The sequence below is a fragment of the Clostridium sp. LS genome (genome assembly GCF_002760435.1).
Classification (GTDB): Bacteria; Bacillota; Clostridia; order Clostridiales; family Clostridiaceae; genus Clostridium.
The window spans coordinates 1-24040 of record NZ_AUUU01000156.1 but is presented as its reverse complement, the minus strand read 5'-3'; the positions used below and the strand labels follow the sequence as shown (position 1 = coordinate 24040).

Below are 24040 nucleotides of genomic sequence, written 5' to 3'. Positions count from 1 at the left end.
AATAGGCTCGCTATGAGGGCAATTCGCCTCCTTGCCTGATGAAAAATATCCATGGCGACTTTGGAATTGTTATTTATTTTCATGTGCCTAAAATAAATATTGAAGTGTGCTTTTTTATAAAACTTTAACATAAATTTAAACTAAAAAAGGAGCTAGATTGAGATGTCCTACATTACTATAAAAGATTTTGGAGAAGATAGATTTGAGGAGAAGAAATCAGAGTTTATTGGATATGCTAAAAGAGTCGAAAATGAAGAGGAAGCTAAAGCTTTTATAAGTGAAATAAAGAATATGCATAAACAAGCAAGGCATAACTGTTCAGCTTATATTATAGGGCAAAACATGAATATTCAAAGATATTCTGATGATGGAGAGCCACAAGGAACAGCGGGAATACCAATTCTTGAAGTAATGAAAAAAAGTAGGATAACTGACTGTGCTGTTGTTGTTACAAGATATTTCGGGGGAATACTCCTTGGAGCAGGCGGCTTAACTAGAGCATATACAAAGGGCGCGAGCATTGCCATAAAAGCTGCAGGAGTTGTAGAAAAAGTTGAGGGTTTAAAATTAAGTTTTGAAATGGAATATGATTTATTTGGAAAAGTTCAGCATTTATGTGGTCAAAATTCATGGCATATAGAAGATACAGAATATAGTGATAAAGTAGTTGTTCACATATTGTGTGAACAATCAATTTCAGAAATGATTGAAAATGAGATTGTAGAAGTTACTAATGGAAAAGTAATTATTCGTAAAAGTGAAAAAGGTATTTATTTTAGAGAAGGAAATAGGTTGTATTTAAAAATATAGATATATCTACCAAAGCTTAAAGTTTATTGTTTAATCTGGTGTTATGGTAAATAGACGTAATGATATTATAACAAAATTAGGTAAATTTAATATTAAATTAGAGAAAATCAATAGAAAATCACTGTATTGACCTTTAAATAAGAAATTTAAAGGTTGATTTTATTGGAAAAATAAGGTAAATTATATATTGTATCTAGTCTGAGGTTATATCCACAATTTAGTATCATTGGATTCTCGTATTTATAATGAAGCATACTAAAAATGCAATCATAATTTCATATTTTATTTTTTAGCTAAATGTGTATAAATAAAAAGCTTCATTGAAATTTAACATTAAGCAAGGGTTGTAAAGTTGACAAGTTTATTAAAGTAATATATAATTCTACTAACTCTTGCCAAAGGAGGGAAATCGATGATAGAAAAATTAAAAGAATTTACTAAGAGAAGTTTTTCTAACAGTCCGAAGGCAAAAATTATGATTGGAGCAGTTGTTATTATCGCTATAATTGCTACTGCTGTGACGATGAGTATGAGAAAAGTACTCGTAATAGATATAGACGGCAAAGAAGAGACTTTTGTCACGTACAAAGGGACTGTTAAAGATGTGTTGCAGGAAAAAGGAATAGAAGTATCTCCAAAAGATAAGCTGCAGCCATCACTGGAATCCAAAGTATCTGAGAAAGAGCCTATAAAGTTGAAGAGAGCTGTTCCAGTAAATATTAGTGTAAGTGGCACTAATTTGGAAATAAAAACAGCAGAGAATAATATTGGAGATATGCTAGACGCAGAAGAAGAAGATTTAAAGGAACAAGGAATTGAAATTGACAAAGATGTGGACGAGGTATATCCTTCATTAGATTCAGAAGTACAGGAAAACTTAAATGTGAAGGTTGTCAAAGTTGAAGCAAAGGATGTTGTTGAAAAACAACCAATTAAGTTTGACACCGTAGTAGAGAAAGATGAAAATCTTGACAAGAGTGTTAAAAAGGTTAAAACTGAAGGAAATGATGGAGAAAAGGAAGTAACATATAAAGTAGTTTATAAAGATGGAGTTGAAGCTTCCCGTGAAGTAAAGAGCACAAAAGTTATTTCTGAACCACAAAATCAGGTTGTTGTTGAAGGTTCCGGGACAATTTACGCAAGTAGAGGCGGAAGTGTAGATGGTAAGAGACAAATGATTTGTTCTGCAACAGCATATAGTGGTGGCTGGGGCACATCATCAGGAAGAAAGCCGGTAAGAGTTGAGGGCGGATTAAGTACAATTGCAGTAGATCCATCAGTAATCCCTATGGGAAGTAAGGTTTACGTTGAGGGATATGGATATGCAGTTGCTGCAGATACTGGAACTGCAATAAAAGGAAATAAGATAGACTTATATTTCAATTCATATAGAGAATCTTGTGAATGGGGATTAAGACAAGTTCAATTGACAATAATTGCATATCCAGGAGAATGGTGATTTTTTTAGAGATAACGTTTAGTTATCTCTATTTTTTAGTTGTTAATAATAAAATTGGGAAAAAATGAAATAAGAATAAAGAAACAAATAAATAGTTCGATAATAATAATGATTAATATTCAAAGTAAGAGAGCGTTTTAAGTTTTTATATAGATAAAATATAATTTATAACCGTATTTAGGAGGATTTATGAGCAATATAAATGGTATTTCAAATAGTCAATTAATATCTGCATTGGGGAACAACAATTCAACTGGTGATACTAGTAACGAAAGCAACCTTGCATTTGCGTTGATGATGGAAAATTTAACGAATTCCAAAGAAAATAATTCAAATTCAGCTAGTAGTGAAAAGATACAGCAGCAAACTAGACCTGGACAAGATTTAAAAGAGATAGCAATGAGATTAAATAAGAATTTTAAAATTACATATAATAGTTCAGGTAGCTATAATAAAGTAACAACAAGCAGCAATGATGAGCAAATGAAGCAAATATATAATTCAGTTAATAAAGCAGCAAGCAAGTATGGCGTGGATCCTAATTTAATACTAGCAATAATTAAACATGAATCTGATTTTCAACCAAATGTAACATCCAGTGCTGGAGCAACAGGTTTGATGCAAATAATGCCAGAGAATTATGGGGACTATGGAATAACTGATGGATATGATATAGATCAAAATGTAGATGGCGGAACTAAACTCCTAAAAACTTGTTTAGATTTATATGGTGGAGATTTACAAATGGGACTTATGGCTTATGCGGCAGGACCAGGAACCATGCAAAAACGAGGGGTGACATCTGGCGCAGATTTATATAAAATGCCAGATGAAACTAAAAAAGCTGTTCCAGAAATTATAGAAGAGTATAGAAACAGAAGTAAAACATCTTAAAAAGTATTATAAAACCAGACATAAATTTTATTGCAATGAATATTTGTTTAAAGAATCAATTTTAAACAAATATTCATTTTTTATTTAGTGGATATATAAGTATTAGATAGGCAACTTGGTGAATTGTGGGATTTTGTATAGAATAAGATAAAATATTGTGGTATTATATGATTTAGGAATAAATTTAAAAATATACTATTAAGAGGTATAGATGATGGTAAGAAAAATTGGAATAATCATGATATCGGTTGTGGGAATCATTGTGGCAGGAGGATTATATTTCAATGGGACAATAAATGTTCGCGGAAACACTACCGATGGCGGTGGTTCAGATATAAAATCAGAAGATAAGGAATTATCAGTAAATAAAGGTCGTGAGCATTTAGAAGAATTAGAAAATTTAAATGTAAGTGATATAGAAGATAAAATAAAAAAATCAAATTTAGAAGCATCAACAAAAGAACTTTTAGAAAAAAATGGACAAGTTGATTATAAAAAATACTACAAAAATACAGTTTTCTTTGGGGATTCTTTAACAGAATTTTTAAGTGCAGCTGATATTTTAAGTCAGAATAGTGTTGTTGCAACAAAAGGCAGGAATGTAATAACGGCTATGCAAGATGTTGAAAAGATTAAGAGTCTTGATCCAGAAAGAGTAATAATGTTGTTTGGAATGAATGATGTAGAAATTTTTTCAAACACATCTGATTTTAAAAGTAGTTATGGTAAATTAATTGATGCAGTAAAAACAGCATTGCCTAAAGTAGATATATATATTGAATCACCTATGCCGGTTCAAGATAAAGCAGCTAAAGCTGATTCAAAACTAACAAATGAGAACGTATCAAAATTCAGAGAGGCTGCAAAGGAACTAGCCAAAGATGAGGGAGTAAAATATGTCGATACTACTGGCTTAGTTACGAGCGATAAGTATTATGAGCCAGATGGAATACATTTTGTATATGATTTTTATCCAGGGTTATTAAAATATTTAAGAACTACAATAGAAATGAATAAGATTAAATAACAAAAAGCGAAGGAAGCAATTATGAAGAATAGATATAAGATTCAATATAGTATACTAGCAGTATTAGTTGTTATAATATTTGTTGAATTATTTAATATATTACAAGTTAAAGATGTAAATATAGAAAAGATAAAAAATGATATTGTACAAGCTACTGATGTTTCAGCAATGGTAGAAGATGATGGTTCGAGGCTTAAAAAGCTTTATGGAATTAATAAAAGGGATGTTGAAGATTTCGTATTATATGCTCCTAAAAGCAATATGGAGGCAAATGAAATTCTGATTTTAAAAACTAAGTCCAAAGATGATCTTAAAAGTCTACAAGCAAAAGTTAATGACAGAGTCAAAAAACAATCAGATAGTTTTAAAAATTATGAGCAAACTCAATATGGAATAATATCAAACTATGTTCTGGAACAAAAAGAACAATACTTAATATTGGTAATTTCGAAAGATTCAAAAGCTATAAAAGAATCAATTGATAAAGAATTTTAAATTTTAGTTTGGAGTGATTAGTTTGATATTTAGTAGTTTATTGTTTTTGTATATATTTTTGCCTATATCATTGATTGTTTATTATATTGCACCTAAAAAATTAAGAAATTTTATACTTCTAATTATAAGTTTAGTGTTTTATGGGTGGGGAGAACCGATATATATTCTTTTAATGATCGCTGCCATAATAATTGAATATTTGGGAGCAATTTTAATTGATAGAAGCAGAGAGGATAAAGAAAAAAGTACATTCATATTTGTTACCGTATTAGTAATAAATCTTAGTATGCTGTTTTTCTTTAAATATTATGGATTTTTAATTGATAATATCAATGTTATTTTTGGAACAAGCTTAAGAATAAAAAGCCTTCCATTGCCATTAGGAATATCCTTTTACACATTTAAATTAATATCATATCTAGTTGATGTGTATAGGGGTAAAGTAAAAGTACAAAAGAATATCATAAATTTTGGGGTATACATTGCGATGTTCCCGCAATTATTAGCTGGGCCGATTGAACAATACAGCAATATTTATGAGCAAATAGAAAATAGAAAAGAGACCATAAGCAAATTTGGTGATGGAGCAGAAAAATTTGTTATAGGCCTTGGGAAAAAAGTAATTATTGCCAATAATTTAGCGATAGTATGGACACAAGTTAAAAGCCTTCAAAGTAATGAAATATCAGTTTTAACAGCTTGGATTGGAATTATAGCATTTACTCTGCAAATATATTTTGATTTTAGCGGCTATTCAGATATGGCAATAGGACTTGGTAGAATGATGGGATTTGAATTCCTAGAGAACTTTGATTACCCTTATATATCAAAAAGTGTCACTGAGTTTTGGAGAAGATGGCATATATCTTTAGGGTCATGGTTTAGGGATTATATATATATACCTTTAGGGGGGAATAGATGCGGTACTGTAGTTCAAATTAGAAACATTTTTATAGTTTGGTTTACTACAGGCTTATGGCATGGAGCTAGTTGGAACTTTATAATATGGGGCTTATATTTTGGCGTTTTTATCTTTATAGAAAAAGTCTTTCTTCATAAAATTCTAAAAAGGATACCTGGGATAATAGCTAATATATATACAATGTTATTAGTAGTAATAAGTTGGGTATTTTTTGATATCGAAACTCTTAAAGGAGCATTAGCGTACATAGGAAATATGTTTGGAATAGGATCAAATGGGCTTAAAGACAGCCTTTCAATGTATATAATAAATACTAATTGGGTGTTTTTTGCAATTGCTCTTGTTGGAGCAACACCAATAGTGAAAAATTTAATTACATTTTTAAAAGAGAGGATTCAAATTCCAACAATAATAATTGTTGTTTTGTTTTATAGTATAATTATACTTATTTCAACTGCTTATTTAGTGAATGAAAGTTATAGTCCTTTCTTGTACTTTAAGTTCTAAGGAAAATACTAAGAGAGAGGTGAAATAAGTGAGAAGGAATAGGGGAACAGTTTTAAATATAAAAATAGAAAAGAATAAACGAGTATATAAAGTAGTTATAAGTTTAGTATTTTTAATGTTTATTGGTGGAATGGCATTAACTAATATATTAAAAAAGGATACTCTAGTATCTGAACAAGAAAATAGAAACTTACAACAGAGGCCAGCTTTTTCAGTGGAAAATTTAATCAATGGTAATTTTAATAAAGAATATACCAGTTATATATCAGATCAATTTCCAATGAGGAATATGTGGATAGAATTAAAAGCAAATTTAGAATTGGCTATTGGAAAAAAAGAAATTAATAATGTATATCTTTCTAAAGATAATTCTCTTATAGAAGGTTTTAAAGAAGAGCCTTTAGAAGACACTGAAGAAAAAGCTGATGTTTTAAACAAATTTGCTAGCAAATATGATAAATTAAACATATCACTTATGCTTGTGCCAACAACATCTGAAATATATAAGGAAAAGCTTCCTGATTATGCACCAGTAGATGATGAGAATAAGTTTATCTCAGAGTTTAGTAGTAAACTTAATCAAAAAATAAAATTAATTGATGTGTCGGAAAAATTAAAAGAAAATAAAGATGAATATATATACTATAAAACAGATCATCATTGGACAAGTAAAGGAGCCTACATAGCATATAATGAAATGTGTAAACAGCTAAATATAGTGCCAAAGGAAGAAAAAGATTTTGACATTGAAGATGTAACTAATAATTTTTATGGCAGTTTATATACTAAGATGGCAGCAGGAGTAGGTAATCCTGATACAATTAGCATATACTTCCCAAAGGAGAAGAATGATATAGTAGTAAATTATCCAGACGAACAAAAGAAAGTTGCTAGTTTATACAGTAGTGCTAAGTTAGATGAAAAGGATAAATATCAAGTATTCACTGATGGAAATCATCCACTTATAAATGTAAAATCATTAGGTGATTCTAAGAAAAAATTATTAATTATAAAAGATTCTTATGCAAATAGTTTTATACCATTTCTAACACCGCATTATGGCGAAATTGATGTTGTTGATTTAAGATATTATATGGATGATTTAAATGAGTTAATTGATGTTGATGAAATAACAGATGTTTTATTTTTATTTAATGTGAATACATTTAATGAAGATAAGTCAATACTTAATCTTGAAGGCTAAATAAATAATATCTATAGTTGCTATAAAAATTGTAAGTTGATAGAGAATGTGGTATAATTTCTGTTGATTTTATTTTTAAAAGATATAATTTAAGACATATATAAGTAGATATGTAGTGAAGTAAAGTAAGGAGGAAAACACATGTCAGGACACTCAAAGTGGCATAATATTCAAGCAAAAAAGGGCAAAACAGATGCGAAAAGAGGAAAAATCTTTACTAAAATAGGTAAAGAAATTGTTATGGCTGTTAAAAATGGTGGAGCTAACCAAGACACAAATGCAAAATTAAGAGATGTAGTTGCTAAAGCTAAGGCAGCAAACATGCCTAACGATACGATTTCAAAAGCAATTAAAAAGGCGTCTGGAGAGTTATCATCAGTCAATTACGAAAATATAGTTTATGAAGGTTATGGTCCTAGTGGAGTAGCTGTAATAGTTGAAACTCTTACTGATAATAAAAATAGATCAGCCGGAAATGTAAGAAGTGCCTTTACAAAAGGTGGCGGAAACATGGGAACAGCAGGATGCGTATCATTTATGTTCCAAGAAAAAGGCGAAATCATCATTGAGAAGGAAGATAGAGACGAAGAGGAAATAATGATGATGGCTTTAGATGCGGGAGCAGAAGATTTTTCAGCTGATGAAGAAGAAGTATTTGTAGTAACAACTACACCAGAAGACTTTGGAACGGTTAGAGAAGCGTTAGAAGCACAAGGAATAGAATTCTTAGAAGCTGCTGTAAAGAAGATTCCAGATACATATACAGCAATAGATGAAGCTGATGCTAAGAAGTTCCAAAAAATGCTAGACTTACTTGAAGATGATGATGACGTTCAAGAAGTTTACCACAACGCTGAATTCCCTGAAGGATGGGATGAATAAGTTATTAGGAGCACTTTAAAAATATAAAAATCGTTGGACAATGATATACTTATTAAAATAATAACGCTTTCAATATTGATATACATTTTTATCGATATTGAAGGTGTTTTTTGTTGTTCATAAATTTATTTAAAGAATTTCTACTAGAACTAGAAATAAGAAACAATTGGGCAAAAATACTTAATATACCTTATTTTTTGCATTTTACGATTGTATATTATTATTGACATATTTAGAAAAAAGATGATATTTTAAAGTTATATTATAGAAGGGAGAGAATTATGGCTAAAATAGATAATTTATTAGATTATATTGATATAGGACGTGCATCAGATATACACATAACTTCAGGATTAAGACCAATGGTAAGAATTGATGGTGATTTAGTAGATGCACATGAAGAAATTATACCTCATGAAGTAGTGACTGAATATATTAGAGACCTAATGCCAGAAAAGTTTGAGGAGTTTTTAGAAAAAGGAGAAATAGATTTTAAGTATAATAGAAAAGGAATTTGTAATTTCAGAGTTAATGCTTTTAAGTGCAGAGAAAGCTATGCTATATGTATGAGAATCATTAAGGCAAAGATACCTAAACTAAGTGATATATCAGAAGCACCTGCTTTAAAAGCTTTTACAGAATTAAAAGATGGATTGGTTTTGGTTACTGGGCCAACAGGATCAGGTAAGAGTACAACTCTTGCTGCCATGATTAATGAAATAAATAAGAATAAAGAAAAACATATAATAACCCTAGAAGAGCCAATAGAGTATATATATGAAACAGATAAATGTATGATAAATCAAAGGGAAGTTGGGCAGGATACTCAAAGTTATGCGATGGGCCTTAGAGCAGCGCTTAGACAAGATCCCGATGTTATTCTATTAGGAGAAATGAGAGACCCTGAAACCATAGAAATAGCTCTAAGAGCAGCTCAAACAGGACATTTAGTTTTTTCAACATTACATAATATGGGGGCTGCCAATAGTATATATAGAATTATAAATTCTTTTGAAGCAGGACAGCAAAATGAGGTTAAAATACAATTATCATCTCTCTTAAGAGGGGTTGTATCTCAAGCTTTATTACCTAATGTTTCAGGTGTGGGGAGAACAGCTGCAATGGAAATAATGGTATGTACTCCAAGTATCAAGAATTTAATTAGAGAAGGAAACTTTGAACAAATAAATAGTTTTATTCAAATGGGCTCTAAATTTGGAATGCAGACTATGGAAATGGATTTAAAGAGATTAATTACTGATAATCTAATATCACGACAAGAATATGATAGATGGATACAAAATAATAAATAAATATAATGTGAAATTGTTGTAAAATAAAAAAGATATATTTAAGAAATAATGAAAATTATATATAGACTGCTAAAATAATACATGGTAATATTAATATGTACAAAAGATTACCTTAAGCAATACTTTAATTTGAAGTTTTATAAAATACACTAAATTTATTTTAATTAGGAAACGATGATTCATATATTTAATTTGGGCACTTTATATATGATGAGTTAGTAGTGCAACCGACCTTTAAGTTATTTAAAGGTCGGTTTTTGACGTTTTTTTATATTTCTAAAATGTATGGAGATAGGTACATAAATTTACTTTAATTGACCGCGAAAAAATTACCATAATATATAAAAATCACTATAAAAATCCAAATGCAAGTGATATAATATATATTATGGAAATATTTTGATATTTAGGATGAGCGTGAAAGGGATGATGAGTTGGAGTATATTTTAGTGGGGCTCTTGGGATTAGTTATAGGAAGTTTTTTAAATGTATGTATTTGTAGAATTCCTAAAGAAGAATCCATTGCATTTCCACCATCCCACTGTACAAATTGCAATCATGAGCTTAAAGCAGTAGATTTGTTTCCAATATTAAGTTATATATTTCTAAGAGGCAAATGTAGGTACTGCAAAGTAAAGATTTCAATAAGATACCCAAGTATAGAGTTTTTAAATACATTATTATATCTAATTGTGTACTTTAAATATGGATTAACAATATTAACACTGAAATACTGTATATTAGTATCGATTTTAATTGTTATTGGAATGATAGATTACGATACTCAGTTTGTTTTTACAAGCACCACAATATTTGCTGGAATTATGGCGATTATATTTATTATAATTCAAGCTGTATATTATAAGGAAGGAAGCCTTGATTTAATCTTAGGAGGAGTTGCAGGCTTTGCAATTATAGGAATCATAGTATTTTTGACCCGAGGTATGGGGGAAGGAGATATGGAAATTGCAGCTGTTTGTGGATTGTTTTTAGGGACTAAAGGAATTCTTTTAGGGCTATTTTTAGCAATTATATTAGGTGGAATAATAGGAATTATTATTTTAGCATTAAAATTAAAAAAAGCAAAAGATAAAATGGCTTTTGGACCGTGCATAGCAATCGGAAGCTTGATCTCTATGTTGTGGGGCATAGAAATAATAAAATTTTATTGGGGTTTGTTAACGTAAAATTTAATTACAAGATTTTAACTTAATTATAATTGAAGAGGTTAAAAAGGGATTTTATAATTAATAAAGAGCCGTTGCATAGTAAGGAAGGGAGAGTCTGAAAAAATGGCAACTGAAAAGAGAAGACTGGGAAATATTCTCGTAAATGCAGGTAAAATTACTAGTTATCAGCTGCAAGAAGCATTAAAGTCTCAAAAGGCACTTAATAAAAAGCTAGGGGAAATATTAGTAGAAAATAGTATAATTACAGAAGAAGATATAATAGAAGCTGTAGAACAGCAAACTGGAATAAAAAAGGTGGATTTAAATACTATTAATTTTGATAGAAAAGCAATAACATTAATACCTCAAAATTTATGTGATAAATACATGTTAATTCCATTTGGATTTGATAATAACAAAATAAAAGTTGCTTTAGCAGATCCCTTAAATATCTTTGCAATAGATGATGTTGCAATATCTACAGGGTTTGAAATAGAGTCTTTTATATCTAAAAAGGATGATATTAAAAAATTTATAGGCATATATTACAGCAGCCAACAAGTTAATAATGCAGCATTACAGCTAGCAAAAGAGAGTTTGAAAGCAGCTAAGCAGTCCCAAACTAGTGGAGCAGAAGACATAAATGAGGTTAATAGTGCTCCTGCGGTTAAAATGGTTGATTATATGTTTAAAAATTCTGTGGAACTAAAAGCATCAGATATTCATATAGAACCTTTCGAACATGAAATTAGAATCAGATATAGAATAGATGGAAAGTTAAAAACGATTAATACACTTGGAATAGAGAGTTTAGGACCTTTAGTAACAAGGATAAAAATTATGGCTGGTTTAAACATAGCAGAAAAACGTATACCTCAAGATGGAAGAATAATAACAAATGTGGGCGGCAAAGATATAGATTTAAGAGTATCTGTACTTCCCGTAGTTAACGGTGAAAAAATAGTAATAAGAATTCTAAATACTGGCGGTTCAGTATTAAGCAAGGATAAACTTGGAATGAGTGAGGAGAATATTAAAAGATTGGATAGGATAATAGCTAATCCTCATGGAATAATTTTGGTTACTGGACCTACAGGAAGTGGTAAGTCTACTACTTTGTATTCAGTACTAAGAGAGTTGAATTCTAGTGATGTAAATATTATTACAGTAGAAGATCCAGTTGAATTTACTATGAATGGAGTTAATCAAGTAAATGTAAATGAAAAGGCTGGGTTGACTTTTGCAAGTGGTTTAAGAAGTATTTTAAGACAAGATCCGGATATAGTAATGGTGGGAGAAATAAGAGATGAAGAAACGGCAGAAATTGCGACTCGTGCCGCTATTACAGGGCATTTAGTTTTAAGTACCCTCCATACCAATGATGCTCCGTCATCTATAGTGAGACTTGTGGATATGGGAATTAAGCCGTATTTAGTTTCAACTTCTGTTATGGGAGTAGTAGCTCAAAGACTAGTTAGAAGAATATGTGAAAAATGCAAAGTTCCATATGAAGCAAGTTTATATGAGAAGGAACTTTTAGGACAAGATATAGACAAGCCTCTCATCCTTTATAAAGGGGATGGATGTGGATATTGCAATGAAACAGGATATACAGGAAGAATTGGTATTTATGAAATAATGGAAATGACTAGAGATCATAGGGAAGCTATAAATTCAGGTGGAAATTCTGATGTAATAAGGGATATTTCCATAGCTAATGGAATGAAAACCTTGGAAAGTGAATGTAAAGAATTTGTTTTAAGAGGAATAACTACTATTGAAGAGCTTTCAACAATTGCAATGATTAAAAAATAGGGCTAGAAAGGGGGCGATGATATGGGAAAGTTTAAATATAGAGTTATGAACTCAGATGGAGAGAAAATTGAGGGACATTACGAAGCAAATTCTAAAGAAGAAGTTATGGATTTTGTTTCAGGTAATGGATATTATCCTCTAATGATAGAAGAGGTATCAGAAAGTGTCAATATTGAACTTAAGTTTAATAATAAGGTTAAGCTTAAAGATGTATCAATATTTTGTAGACAGTTTTATACTATGTTAAATGCGGGAGTCCCTATTTTAACTTGTTTGGAAATATTATCAAATCAGATTGAAAATAAAAAATTAAGAGAAGCAACAAGAGATATAAATGAAGAAGTTGCAAAAGGTGGAGTTTTATCAGATGCAATGAAAAAGCATAAGGATGTATTTCCAGAGCTTTTAGTATCTTTAATAGCTTCAGGGGAAGCTAGTGGTAATTTAGATGCAATAATGCTTAGAATGGCAACACATTATGAAAAGGAAAATAAGATTAATAATAAGGTTAAAAGTGCTATGATTTATCCAATTGTACTTGGAATGGTGTCTATTGGAGCAATTATATTTATATTAACATCTGTAATGCCTACTTTTACAGAAATATTCAAAGAAAGTGGTACAGTATTGCCTTGGTCTACTAGATTTTTATTAGGGCTTAGTGATGTGATTGCAAATAATTGGATTTTAATGATTGCTTTGATAAGTATATGTGCATTTGGATTAAATATTTTCTTGAAATCAGAAGAAGGAAAATTAGCTTCAAGTAAACTTAAATTAAAGTTACCAGTACTTAAGAAACTTAATCAAATGATCATAGTATCTAGATTTACTAGAACGCTATCTACGCTTATAGCAAGTGGACTACCCTTGGTAGAAGCTTTAAAAATTGTTTCAGAAGTTACAGGAAATAAAGTTTCAGAGAAGGTATTGTTAAAAATAAGGGATAGTGTAATGAGGGGAGAAAGTTTATATATTTCAATGAGAGAAAGTGAAATTTTTCCTACAATGCTTTATTCAATGATTAAAATAGGTGAAGAAACGGGTTCTTTGGATGATATATTAAATAAAACAGCAGATTTTTATGATGAAGAGCTTGAATCGATAATTCAAACTTCTGTAGCTCTTATAGAACCAATTTTAATAGTAGTAATGGGTCTAGTAATTGGATTTATGATAGTATCAATAATGCTGCCATTATTTAATTCTTATACTCAAATCTAAAAATAAAGTAGTAATTAATGCACGAGGCAAAAGTCAAAGGGCATTAAAATATAAAAATAAGAATCAGGAGGGTTTTTAATGATTAACTTATCAATCAGAAAAAAGAATGAGTTAACTAAGAAAAAAAGAAAGGATTTACGTTAATTGAATTAATTATCGTTATTGCAATTATTGCAATCCTAGCAGCAATAGCATTACCTAAATTTGGACAAATAAGAGAAAGTGGTAATATAAAGGCTGATATAGCAACAGCTAAAAATATTCAATCAGCTGTAGCTACAGCAGTATCAAATGGTGATATTGCGTTAAATACCTCTAGTGTTGACCTTACGAAAGTACTTGATGGTGGGATTGTGCCAAAAGCAAAGGCAAGTGGACAAAGAGGCGACAATTTTACAGCTGATGTTGGTAGCGATGGGACAGTGACTGTAAAGGCAGGAACCGTGGAAATATTCCCAGTAGCTTCCTCACCTTATAATCTATCATAATTTTTGATGAAAATTTAAGGTGATAATATGAAATAAACTTAATTTTTATGGGTAAGAATCAATTTAATTGATTCACCCATAAAAATTAAAAATCAATTGAGTAATTATTAATGTATCATGTAAAGTTAATAAAAAATGATAAGGAAATGGACTGAACTTTTAATAAATTACATTTAAATTGTTAATTATACATTGTACATTAAAATAGACAAACTACATGAATGATAGAGAAGAAAAATAAGGTATGGGGGATAATGATGAAGAAGAACAATAATTCTGAATTTGACGAAAATATGGATTATAAAGAAAAGAGAAAATCCATTGATTTTAAAGCTTTAGCGAATATGGATTTAGGAACTTTAAAGGTTAAATTGTCAAAAAACTTAAAAAAAATAAATAAATTGGGTACACCAGAGAAAAGAAGAAGAGTTGTTGCTTTTGATATTGGAAGCTCTATGATAAAAATAGTTGAGGGAATGTATTATAAAAAGGAATTAGTTATATACAAATATGTATCTATCCCAACCCCTAAAGATGCAATTATGGATGGAGAAATAAAAAAAGAAGAAGAGCTATATGATAAATTGAGTCAAGCACTAAAGCAAAGTGGCATAAAGGCTAAAGATGCTATATGCACAACTAATTCTACATTGATCATTAATAGAGAAATTTTAATACCCAAAGTAGAAGCGGAAGAAATGGATACCGTGGTAAGATATGAAATTCAACAATATCTACCTATAAATTTAGAGGATTATATATTGCAAGTAACAAGCTTAGGTGAAGAAAAAGTAAATGGAAATGCTAGACTTAATGTTCGTGTTACTGCATATCCAGAAAAAATAGCAAGAGGATATTATAATCTTTTACAAAAACTATATTTAAAGCCATATGCTTTAGATGTAAATTACAATGCGGTAAATAAATTTATTAATTATACAGGTATAAATAGTGAATTTGAACATAAATCAAAAGAAGCAGTTGCATTCATTGACATTGGAGCAAGCTTCATTGATGTTAACATATATAAAGATGGTCAGTTGGATTTTACTAGAATAATAAAAGATGGTGGAAATAATATTGATGAAATATTATTGGAGCAGATTGGTGATCCTAGTGAAGTGACAAGTTTTAAACAGAAAAATTTAAATTTAAGAGAGGAATTAGAGCCAATAAATATGCAAGTCAAATATGTAATAGATGACTGGATGGATAAGATAGAAAAAATAATCCAATTTTATAAAAATAGAAATATGGGTAATGAAGTAAATAAAATAATTATTTTTGGAGGTAGTTCTAAGATAAGAGGAATGGAAGAATATATGACAGAAAAACTTGGAATTAAAACAAAAATAAATGAAATAACTAAAATAGCCTTTAAATCAAAAGATGATGGCCATCCTATTGATGATTTTATAAACGTAATAGGTTCAGTTATAAGAGTTGAATAGGAGGTGCAATTGTGAAAGATTTGAATTTTTTTAAACCATATTTAGGACAAAATAAAGAAAAAATTAATTATCAAATATATGTATATGGAATGATGATAATAGTTGGACTTGCTATAGCTGTGAGTTTTGGAATTAATACAACCCAAATGATGTTCTTAAATAAAAGTATAAATGAATACAATGAAGAATTATCAGCTCCAGATATACAATCACAATTAAAGGAAGCTGAAGATGTAAATAAGCGAATAGATATATTAAAGAAATATGATACAGCATTAAATGATGTTTCTATTTCAGTTAAAGGTAGAAACAATGTTTCAGAAGAATTGTTAAAGGATATAAGTTCAACTTTACCAAGTGAAGTTTTATTTAGAAACTTAGATGTAGTAGAAAATACAATAGCTATAAAAGGTACTTCAAGTAATAGACAGGCTGTTGCAGAATTAGAGCATAATTTAAAAGAGCTGCCAATAATGTCAGATGTTTATGTAAATTCAATAGAGGCACAAAGTGCAGTAGAAGGAGAATTCTCCTTTGATATAAAATGTGTGTTAAAGGATGTAAGGTAATATGAAAATAAGTAAGAAAGAAAAAACAATGTTATGTGTATTAGGAAGTATTATTGTAGGTTTTTTATATTATCAATTTATTTATTTACCGCAAGTAGACCAGCTTCAGCAAAAGATTAGAGAAGAAAACGAACTTAAGCAAAAATATGATACAGTAAAAAGCACAATAAAGTCAATGGAGGATAAGAAAAGTGACGTAAAAATCTTAAATGCTAAGATAAATGATGAAGCTGCACCTTTTTATCCAACAATAGACCAAGAAAAAATAATAACTGAAATAGATAAATTATTACAGAATAGTGGTTTAAAAGGGGGAGTGACGTTTCAACCTATAGCATCCAATAGCGTAGAAAATTCTAAAAAAGAAGTGAAATCTTTGGCTGAGAGTTCGTTGCAATCTATAGTTGATCAATATAATTCTGCATCTGGAGATACCGAAAAAGCACAGCAAAGCAATGATAAAACTTCAAATAATTCTGCAAACAATCAAGTAACTAATGGAAATAGCGCAACCGCTTCAAATAATTCCAATCAAAGCAATAACAAGGATGCAAAAGATACCAAGAAAAATACAGTTCAATATGTTAAGTGTGAAGTGAAGATCCAAGGAACATATGGAGCCTTAGACAAGTTTTTAAATGCAATTGATCAAAATCAAAATGAAAGTGGAAGAAAAATTGTAGTAAATTCTATAAATTTAACTTCAGATTCTTCAGATTCAATAAAAGGAACAATTGCCCTTGAATTTTACTCAATTCCAAAGATTACTGATGAATTAAAAAGCTATTTAAACTGGGACATTAATAAAAGTTATGGTAAGAGTGTACCATTTGGCGGCGGAACAGTGTCTAACCAATCGCCAGTTACAGGAACTAATACAGCAGCAAGCACTAAACAAAGTGAAGAAACAAGTGATTTTATAGCATCAGTTAAACCAATAGCATCTGATTTACCAACAATAATGATAGGTAAGGCGAAAGATGATTTAAGAACAACTTATGCTTATGCTGATAGTAATTCAGTACAAAATGTTGAAATGATATTAACTCAAGATGGAGATAAATATTATTATAAATATAAGACATCAAAAGGAAGCTTTCCGGCTAATTATGATGGTTTAGGGGCAGAATTTGTACCAACATCTAAAAATATAGTGTTAGATGTTTTAAGCAGAAGCAGAATAGATGCAAATGATAATTCATCAATGAAACTTAAAATCGTCAATAAGACAGATAGGCATTTAGATGTAAATATTAGTGGTGATGATTCCAATAATCCACGTGTTACAGTTGAAGGGGATTTAAATAATATTAGTGTTAATAATAAGTAGGTGAGGATTATGAAGAATAATTCTAAAAAATATGAAGGCTTTACTCTTATAGAAGTAGTAATATGTATGGCAATATTATCAATAGTTTCAATTGGTTTATATGATGGATGCGTGTTTATTTCAAAGCAAATTAAAGCAGGTCAGGTAAAACAAACAGCAGCCTTAGAAGGTAAAAAGCTAATTGAAACAATGAAAGCCACTAATTTTGGAATACCCAGTGGCAATGATGCATTGAGTCTAGGAAATAATATAGAACTGAATCCGGAAACAGATGATTCTGGAAATATTTTATTTTATGCAAGATATTTAGATGGGGATTTCCACCGATGTAATAAAGCAGTCAGTAAATATCAAGAAAAAATAACGATAAGTCCAACAAAATCCTATGAGACACCACAGACAACAGGGCAAAGTGTTGAATTAGATACAAATGGTGCACTTAATTCGCTAAGTGATAAGCTTTATATTAGTAAGATAGGTTCACAAGATTGCATGCGATATTGGGAATATAACAAAAGCACTCCATATGCTCCGGTTAACGATAGTTCGACAGTATCTATACCAAGCAATAGTGCACCCAAAATAGAAATGTCTGTTTATTTTTCTATAGATGCTAATGGTTATCAAAATATTAAGATCAAGGATTATTCAGGCTATGATTTATTGTCAATAAACAAAAAAACTACAACTGATAAAGATTTAGTTATAAATTTTAGTAATTACGTCGATTCAAATGGATTGATGCCAGCAGGGGCTAATATAGAATTAGATGTTTATAATAAAACCACCGACATTCCTAAAATTTATATTGAAAAATCTCAGGAGCTAAATGTAGATGTCGAGGCACGAAAAGGTGAAATAAATATATATGATAATCGGTCTGAAGATCCGAAAGAGGATGATTTTGGAGAATTATACGACATCAAACTTGAGATAAATGAAGGCAAGAACAATTTATTTATAGGCTACTGCAAGAAAAATATACACCAATAAAAAAAGCAGCTATGCTGCAATTAAGAACTTAATAAGCAATAAAAAAAGCAGCTATGCTGCAATTAAGAACTTAATAAATAATAAAAAAAGCAGCGATGCTGAAATTAGGAACTTAAAATATATTAGTAAAAGTTTGTAGGAGGGGGTGAAGTTATGAAAAGAAAGAAACAAGGGGCCAGCTTAATTGCAGTAGTAGTAGTATTTATGTTTATATTTACAGTATCAACGGCTATGTTATCAATGGTGGCTAGTAATTACAAGGCAAGGGTTGCAGAGAGTAAAAGAGTTGAAAATTTATATGCCTCAGATTCAGGCTTAGATGTTGCATATAATATAATAGGAAAGACTTTTGATGGAGCAACTAAATATGCAAAGCTAAAAGTAGAAAAATTGCAAAGTTTAACAAAGGATAGTAGCGATGATGGAACAAGCATATATAATCAAGATTATATATATATACAAAAGGATATTAATTTTTTTGAAGATGATATTAAGGATTTAGAAAATGCTAGTAAAGATTTAGACGATTGGAATAGTGCTCATTCGAGCAATCAGAAAACACAAAGTGATATAGAGAGTATTATAGCAAAAGATAAAGCGCTAATAAAAGAAGATGAAAATATGCAAGAAACTCTTTGCAATGAAGAATTTAAAAGAGCTTTCAAGAATTTTATTAAAGCACATACTTATACAGCTGGAGATCCGGAATACGATAAAGATGATGATGATAATCAGGATAGGTTAGGTACAAGTGAGGAAGCACCTAATGAGCTTGAAAATTTAATAGCTTATAATAAATATATTAGTGATGTTTCGGATATCAATACATTTACAAAAGAAAATATCGAATTTAATATAAGTAACAAAAATAATGAACCGCCAAAGTTAGATGCAACTGTAACTGAGAATCCAATAGCAGGAACTTCATACCCAACAACAGGAATAAGTACGTCAAATAATCATCAGCATGACGTGTCATTTACCGTATATGGTGACCAGTATTTTGACATAGCTGTTAAATCAACTTTTTATACTGAAAATGTTAATGGAAATGAAACTAACCAAAGGCAACTTCAAGCAACTTACAGAATGTTAGTTCCTAATTACAAGGATATATATTTTCAAAATTCAAATGGGAATTTAAATGAATATCTAGCTACTAAGGATAGAGCATTGACGATTTTTGGAAATATGAACGTAAATAATGCAAATGGGTTAAGTGTTACTGGTGATATATTTGTTCAAGGTAGTGATAATAGTACATCAATTGAAAGTGATAGAGTATATGGAAAATATTTTGGTGGAATAACATTGAACAATAGTGGTGGTGTAAATTTCGCAAATAATGTGATTACGAGAGGGACTTTTAATATTCAAAATACTACAACACCAGCAGGTGTTACAGCTACTACAAATGTTAAAAATTTATATGCAAGAAATATATATATAGGAAAAATAGATAATAGCGATGGGGTATTAGCAAGTGGGGTGACTTCATTAAATATAACCAATGAAGCTATAATAAATAATGATTTAGCATTAAATGCTGACAATGCAACTATAACATTAGAGGATTTATATGGAATTAATGATGAGAACATTAATGATAAAGCACAATCATCTAGTAGCATAATAGTTAATGGAAATAATAATTCTTTTATTAATATTACTGGTTCAGCATATCTTATGGGAACTGCACATATTGCTACGGCAGGAGACTATCAAACGGCAGAATCGGGGGCGATTAAAGGAAATTATATAGCATATTCTATTCCATTAACAGATGATCAAAAAATAAATATGGCATTACTGGAACAGAACAGTTTATATATGATAATCCATTGCAGTTATTAAATCCAAATCCAGCTATATACCCAAATGCAAAGACAGCTCAAGATGCAAAGGAGCAGCATTTTATAGATTATTGGGCTGGAGGAAGTCCAAATGCTGGAGGAATAATCTGGCCTCATAATGCAGATGGAACTATTGATCAGAAGTATATATGGTCTAGTGGAGTTATAGTTTATAAGAAAAATAATGATAGCTCTAGCTCACCGCAAGTAATTCCATCTCATTATAGTATGGATTTAGAAAATCAAGGACATCCAGTATATCAAAAAAGAGTAGATTTTGCGCAATACGTTTATAAATTTGGACAAAATGCTGATATAGATGATTATACTGATGCGAGAATGATTTCGAGTAAGTCTTTGATTAATACTGCAAACATTCCATCAAATATATTAGAAAATCAGCAAAATAAAGGTGAATATGCAATTTTTAATGGAGATGATAGTAAAGAAATAAAAATCGTACAAGGTAGTGGAAGCGTGGATCAAATAATGAATACGGGTTCTAATACTATAACGATATCTGTTGGAAATCATAGTAATGAGCATACTTTAAATGCGGTTATAGCTACAGCAGGAAAAGTTTCTATTGAATCTGGAATTACCATTAATGGTTGTATTATTGCTAAAGGTGATTTAAATATTAATGGAAATGATGTAAAAATAATTTATGATCCAGAAGTCATAGAACAAGTACAAGCACAGAATCTTGATACATTTAATGCAGTATTTGGTGAAAGTATCGTAGAAGATACAAATAATAGTACAGGTGGTTCATCAGGTACTGGCAGTACAACTACTAACTATAATTTAAAAAACTTTTTAGAAAATAAGTTATGGAAAATCCTTAAATAAGGAGGGGAGATTAATAAATGAAGAGGAAAAGGCTTGGTTTTACTATGATTGAAATGATAATTGCATTAGCATTTACAGTAATAATATTAGGAATTGCAAGTTCTATGCTTATTACAGGAAACAAAGTTTTTTCTGATTCAGACATTAAATCAACTTTACAAATAGAAGGACAAACGATTCAGGAAAAAATAAGTGATATGGGAATGCAGGCTAGTGGAACTATAAACGATCCTACATTAGGAACATTGATAAAATCTTATAATAAAAGTGGACAGGAAAGATATTATCAAATTGAGCAAGCAGGAAAACAGCTTTCCATAATAGAATATAGTAAAAATGGTAGTGATTTTTACAATGAAAATTCACAAAGCATTTCAGATCATGTAGCAGCTTTCAATGTTACATATGGGTCCAACTTCGCTGAATTTAGTATTAGTTTAAGCCTTCAAAAAGGGTATAGTGATGTTAATTATCAAGTTCAGTTTAAAATTGCTTTTAGAAATAAGAATAATTAAATAAAAAACAAAGGGGGATAATGTTATGAATAGACTAATAAAAATAAACAAAAAGTTTATAAGTTTCTTTTTAGCTGTGATGTTGATATGCTCAATGGCATTTACAGGTGTTAAAGTATCAGCAACTACTACTACTGGATTGACTATAAGTGTTAATGATTCATCTAACCAGAGCATACCTCAATACACAAATAGTGGAGGTAAACCAGTTAATACTCAATTTAGTAATCCTGTGAGGCTGGCAGCAAATGCAATGGCTAAAATCTCATATAATTTTACTAATGCAACCATGGCAAAATATCAATTTGTCCAAGCTAGTAATTTAACTAATCTGCCAACGTTTCCGCAAGATTCAACAATGACCAATATAAATTTACCAGCACCAAACAGTTGGGATGCCTATGCAAATGACATAGGTAATCAAGGAACAATTAGCACTATGCAATATGTATATGCTGGCAACCCAAGTTCGGCTAGTAGTACTGCAAAGTTGACAAGAGACGTTAGCTTCGGAACACCACTTAGTTCTACTATGCTTGTTCAAAATGCAATTCAAGGAAGTGATATACCAAATTATACTGTTTCAGGAAGTACAGCTTTTTTGCCAGACACAGCAGTTTATAATGGGTCTTCACAAAGTAAAACTTCTACGTATTATGTATGGAATCCTTTTAGTAACTATTATATGAAGCCTAGTAAGAATGCTGCATGGAAAGCAATGAAATTTTGGGGATATTTTTCACCAGAGAAGACTGGTTATTATAAACTAGGTGCAAAATCTGATGATGGAGCTTATGGTTATGTTATAGTGAACGGGCAAACAAAGGAATTTGTTAATGATTGGTCGATTAATTCTGCTTTTGATAGATCTAATAATAATCCTATATATCTTTCAGCCAATTCTTATTATCCAATATATATGGAGTGGTATGAAGGATGTCCTACCAATGCAGCGTTTGTTCCAAGGTATGAATATAGCAGTAATAGTAGTACTAGTGGATTTAGTAGCTGGGCAGATATACCACAAAATTATTTTTATTCTAGTAAAACAACAACTCCTGGAACTATTCCTGGAGCGTATTTTGGAGATGTTTCGGGAATTCCATTCCCTACTCAAGATGGAATTTACTACATTGCTACTAAATTTGTAAGCGGGGAAGGTACAACTTCAGGTTTATACGGTCCTTTTATAATCGACAGAACTCCACCTACAATCAGTAGTTTGTCTGTTGTATCTGATAATTCCAGCGATAATAAAAAAGCAGGGGTTGGAAATACTCTAACTATAAATTTCAAAGCTAGTGAAACATTGCAAGCAAATCCACAAATATCATTAGATGGATATGTTGCAGATACAACATCATACACAAAAGGTTCTGACAATAGTTATACGGCAACTGTTAAAATAGCATCGAATGGTTCAATTAACTCTAATGGAGATAAGATAACGCAGATTGGACCTATTAATGTAAAAATTTCCAGTTATTCTGATTTATCAGGAAATGTAGGGATTCCTGTTCAGGATAGTTCAGTTACATTTATTAATGCAACAGGAATAACATTGACATTAACTCCGAATACTACAGCATTGACAAACGGAAATGTAACAATAACAGCGAATGCTATTGCATCAGGTAGTGGAAATAGTATTAAAACAATAAAATACGCAGCCGGTAATCAATCAGTAAATTATTTTACCGCTGGTGGTACAAGCATTTACGATTCTAGTATTAGTGGTAGTAAATCGACAGTACAGTCCACCTTTAATGTTAATACTAATGGAGTTTATACTGTATATTCCACAGATAGTAACGGAAATGTGGCTGTACAGACAATAGATGTTGAAAATATTTATGTAGCGGCACCAGTAATAACTGCACCAACAGATGGAACAGTAACAAATAACAATAAACCGACGATAACCGGAACAGCTGAAGTTAATTCAACAGTAAAGGTGTATGATGGAACAACGCTAATAGGAACAGTTACCGCAGATGCAAGTGGAAATTGGACACTTATACCAGCGACAGCTTTAGCAGATGGAGCTCATGCAATAACGGCAACAGCAACAAATGCAGCAGGAAATGTGAGTTCGGTATCAAATAAGGTAAATATAACAATAGATAGTACAGCACCATTGGCGCCAGTAATAACAGGGCCACAAGATGGAACAGTAACAAATAACAATAAACCAACAATAAGCGGAACAGCAGAAGCTAATTCAACAGTAAAAGTGTATGATGGAACAACGCTAATAGGAACAGTAAC

21 protein-coding genes and 1 riboswitch are annotated in these 24040 nt (G+C 30.5%); all 21 genes read left to right on the top strand.

The features are described 5' to 3' along the window. Positions 1–162: 162 nt before the first annotated feature. Complete coding sequence (locus COL3_RS24780) at positions 163–810, top strand: YigZ family protein (protein ID WP_008428207.1); 648 nt, start codon at positions 163–165, stop codon at positions 808–810. A 412-nt stretch (positions 811–1222) separates the two neighbouring features. Next, positions 1223–2269 (top strand): 3D domain-containing protein, encoded by a 1047-nt coding sequence (locus COL3_RS24775; protein WP_008428206.1) that lies wholly within the window; start codon positions 1223–1225, stop codon positions 2267–2269. 189 nt (positions 2270–2458) lie between these two features. Then, positions 2459–3163, top strand: a complete 705-nt coding sequence (locus tag COL3_RS24770; protein ID WP_008428205.1) for a lytic transglycosylase domain-containing protein — start codon at positions 2459–2461, stop codon at positions 3161–3163. Between the two features lie 211 nt (positions 3164–3374). Further along, the gene (locus COL3_RS24765; RefSeq protein WP_008428203.1) at positions 3375–4190 is read left to right on the top strand and encodes an SGNH/GDSL hydrolase family protein; all 816 of its coding nucleotides are present in this window, start codon (positions 3375–3377) and stop codon (positions 4188–4190) included. Between the two features lie 21 nt (positions 4191–4211). Continuing rightward, the gene (locus tag COL3_RS24760; RefSeq protein ID WP_008428201.1) at positions 4212–4685 is read left to right on the top strand and encodes a DUF4358 domain-containing protein; all 474 of its coding nucleotides are present in this window, start codon (positions 4212–4214) and stop codon (positions 4683–4685) included. A gap of 172 nt (positions 4686–4857) precedes the next feature. After that, positions 4858–6114: an MBOAT family O-acyltransferase gene (locus tag COL3_RS24755; RefSeq protein ID WP_347474391.1), complete on the top strand. Its 1257-nt coding sequence runs from the start codon at positions 4858–4860 to the stop codon at positions 6112–6114. Positions 6115–6142: 28 nt separating this feature from the next. After that, the gene (locus tag COL3_RS24750) at positions 6143–7318 is read left to right on the top strand and encodes a DHHW family protein (protein WP_008428198.1); all 1176 of its coding nucleotides are present in this window, start codon (positions 6143–6145) and stop codon (positions 7316–7318) included. A gap of 141 nt (positions 7319–7459) precedes the next feature. Then, on the top strand, positions 7460–8200 hold the full coding sequence (locus tag COL3_RS24745; RefSeq protein WP_008428197.1) for a YebC/PmpR family DNA-binding transcriptional regulator: 741 nt from the start codon (positions 7460–7462) through the stop codon (positions 8198–8200). A gap of 281 nt (positions 8201–8481) precedes the next feature. Next, on the top strand, positions 8482–9513 hold the full coding sequence (locus COL3_RS24740) for a PilT/PilU family type 4a pilus ATPase (protein WP_008428195.1): 1032 nt from the start codon (positions 8482–8484) through the stop codon (positions 9511–9513). A 158-nt stretch (positions 9514–9671) separates the two neighbouring features. Further along, positions 9672–9753, top strand: a riboswitch (cyclic di-GMP riboswitch). 194 nt (positions 9754–9947) lie between these two features. Further along, positions 9948–10700: an A24 family peptidase gene (locus COL3_RS24735; protein ID WP_035284312.1), complete on the top strand. Its 753-nt coding sequence runs from the start codon at positions 9948–9950 to the stop codon at positions 10698–10700. A gap of 105 nt (positions 10701–10805) precedes the next feature. After that, positions 10806–12497, top strand: a complete 1692-nt coding sequence (locus COL3_RS24730; protein WP_008428191.1) for an ATPase, T2SS/T4P/T4SS family — start codon at positions 10806–10808, stop codon at positions 12495–12497. A 21-nt stretch (positions 12498–12518) separates the two neighbouring features. After that, positions 12519–13721 (top strand): type II secretion system F family protein, encoded by a 1203-nt coding sequence (locus COL3_RS24725; protein WP_008428188.1) that lies wholly within the window; start codon positions 12519–12521, stop codon positions 13719–13721. A 353-nt stretch (positions 13722–14074) separates the two neighbouring features. Continuing rightward, positions 14075–14209 (top strand): hypothetical protein, encoded by a 135-nt coding sequence (locus tag COL3_RS29675; protein WP_278286709.1) that lies wholly within the window; start codon positions 14075–14077, stop codon positions 14207–14209. A gap of 257 nt (positions 14210–14466) precedes the next feature. Beyond that, complete coding sequence (gene pilM / locus COL3_RS24715; protein WP_008428186.1) at positions 14467–15660, top strand: pilus assembly protein PilM; 1194 nt, start codon at positions 14467–14469, stop codon at positions 15658–15660. A gap of 11 nt (positions 15661–15671) precedes the next feature. Continuing rightward, on the top strand, positions 15672–16229 hold the full coding sequence (locus COL3_RS24710; RefSeq protein ID WP_008428185.1) for a PilN domain-containing protein: 558 nt from the start codon (positions 15672–15674) through the stop codon (positions 16227–16229). A 1-nt stretch (position 16230) separates the two neighbouring features. Continuing rightward, complete coding sequence (locus tag COL3_RS24705; RefSeq protein WP_008428182.1) at positions 16231–17559, top strand: hypothetical protein; 1329 nt, start codon at positions 16231–16233, stop codon at positions 17557–17559. A gap of 9 nt (positions 17560–17568) precedes the next feature. Then, positions 17569–18552, top strand: coding sequence for a prepilin-type N-terminal cleavage/methylation domain-containing protein (locus COL3_RS24700; protein WP_008428181.1), 984 nt, complete (start codon positions 17569–17571; stop codon positions 18550–18552). A 153-nt stretch (positions 18553–18705) separates the two neighbouring features. Next, on the top strand, positions 18706–20406 hold the full coding sequence (locus tag COL3_RS24695; RefSeq protein WP_008428178.1) for a hypothetical protein: 1701 nt from the start codon (positions 18706–18708) through the stop codon (positions 20404–20406). Then, on the top strand, positions 20394–21257 hold the full coding sequence (locus COL3_RS24690) for a hypothetical protein (protein WP_008428176.1): 864 nt from the start codon (positions 20394–20396) through the stop codon (positions 21255–21257). The genes COL3_RS24695 and COL3_RS24690 overlap by 13 nt, the downstream gene beginning before the upstream one ends. A gap of 17 nt (positions 21258–21274) precedes the next feature. After that, on the top strand, positions 21275–21772 hold the full coding sequence (locus COL3_RS24685; RefSeq protein WP_008428174.1) for a prepilin-type N-terminal cleavage/methylation domain-containing protein: 498 nt from the start codon (positions 21275–21277) through the stop codon (positions 21770–21772). A gap of 25 nt (positions 21773–21797) precedes the next feature. Continuing rightward, positions 21798–24040: Ig-like domain-containing protein (locus tag COL3_RS24680; protein ID WP_242982185.1), on the top strand; the 2243-nt coding region annotated here is incomplete at its 3' end.

What these genes read in the sequence shown, in the direction of transcription:
- COL3_RS24780 (WP_008428207.1), top strand. Translation starts at nt 163, where the DNA reads ATGTCCTACATTACTATAAAAGATTTTGGAGAAGATAGATTTGAGGAG.
- COL3_RS24775 (WP_008428206.1), top strand. Translation starts at nt 1,223, where the DNA reads ATGATAGAAAAATTAAAAGAATTTACTAAGAGAAGTTTTTCTAACAGT.
- COL3_RS24770 (WP_008428205.1), top strand. Translation starts at nt 2,459, where the DNA reads ATGAGCAATATAAATGGTATTTCAAATAGTCAATTAATATCTGCATTG.
- COL3_RS24765 (WP_008428203.1), top strand. Translation starts at nt 3,375, where the DNA reads ATGATGGTAAGAAAAATTGGAATAATCATGATATCGGTTGTGGGAATC.
- COL3_RS24760 (WP_008428201.1), top strand. Translation starts at nt 4,212, where the DNA reads ATGAAGAATAGATATAAGATTCAATATAGTATACTAGCAGTATTAGTT.
- COL3_RS24755 (WP_347474391.1), top strand. Translation starts at nt 4,858, where the DNA reads ATGATCGCTGCCATAATAATTGAATATTTGGGAGCAATTTTAATTGAT.
- COL3_RS24745 (WP_008428197.1), top strand. Translation starts at nt 7,460, where the DNA reads ATGTCAGGACACTCAAAGTGGCATAATATTCAAGCAAAAAAGGGCAAA.
- COL3_RS24740 (WP_008428195.1), top strand. Translation starts at nt 8,482, where the DNA reads ATGGCTAAAATAGATAATTTATTAGATTATATTGATATAGGACGTGCA.
- COL3_RS24730 (WP_008428191.1), top strand. Translation starts at nt 10,806, where the DNA reads ATGGCAACTGAAAAGAGAAGACTGGGAAATATTCTCGTAAATGCAGGT.
- COL3_RS24725 (WP_008428188.1), top strand. Translation starts at nt 12,519, where the DNA reads ATGGGAAAGTTTAAATATAGAGTTATGAACTCAGATGGAGAGAAAATT.
- pilM (WP_008428186.1), top strand. Translation starts at nt 14,467, where the DNA reads ATGAAGAAGAACAATAATTCTGAATTTGACGAAAATATGGATTATAAA.
- COL3_RS24705 (WP_008428182.1), top strand. Translation starts at nt 16,231, where the DNA reads ATGAAAATAAGTAAGAAAGAAAAAACAATGTTATGTGTATTAGGAAGT.
- COL3_RS24700 (WP_008428181.1), top strand. Translation starts at nt 17,569, where the DNA reads ATGAAGAATAATTCTAAAAAATATGAAGGCTTTACTCTTATAGAAGTA.
- COL3_RS24695 (WP_008428178.1), top strand. Translation starts at nt 18,706, where the DNA reads ATGAAAAGAAAGAAACAAGGGGCCAGCTTAATTGCAGTAGTAGTAGTA.
- COL3_RS24685 (WP_008428174.1), top strand. Translation starts at nt 21,275, where the DNA reads ATGAAGAGGAAAAGGCTTGGTTTTACTATGATTGAAATGATAATTGCA.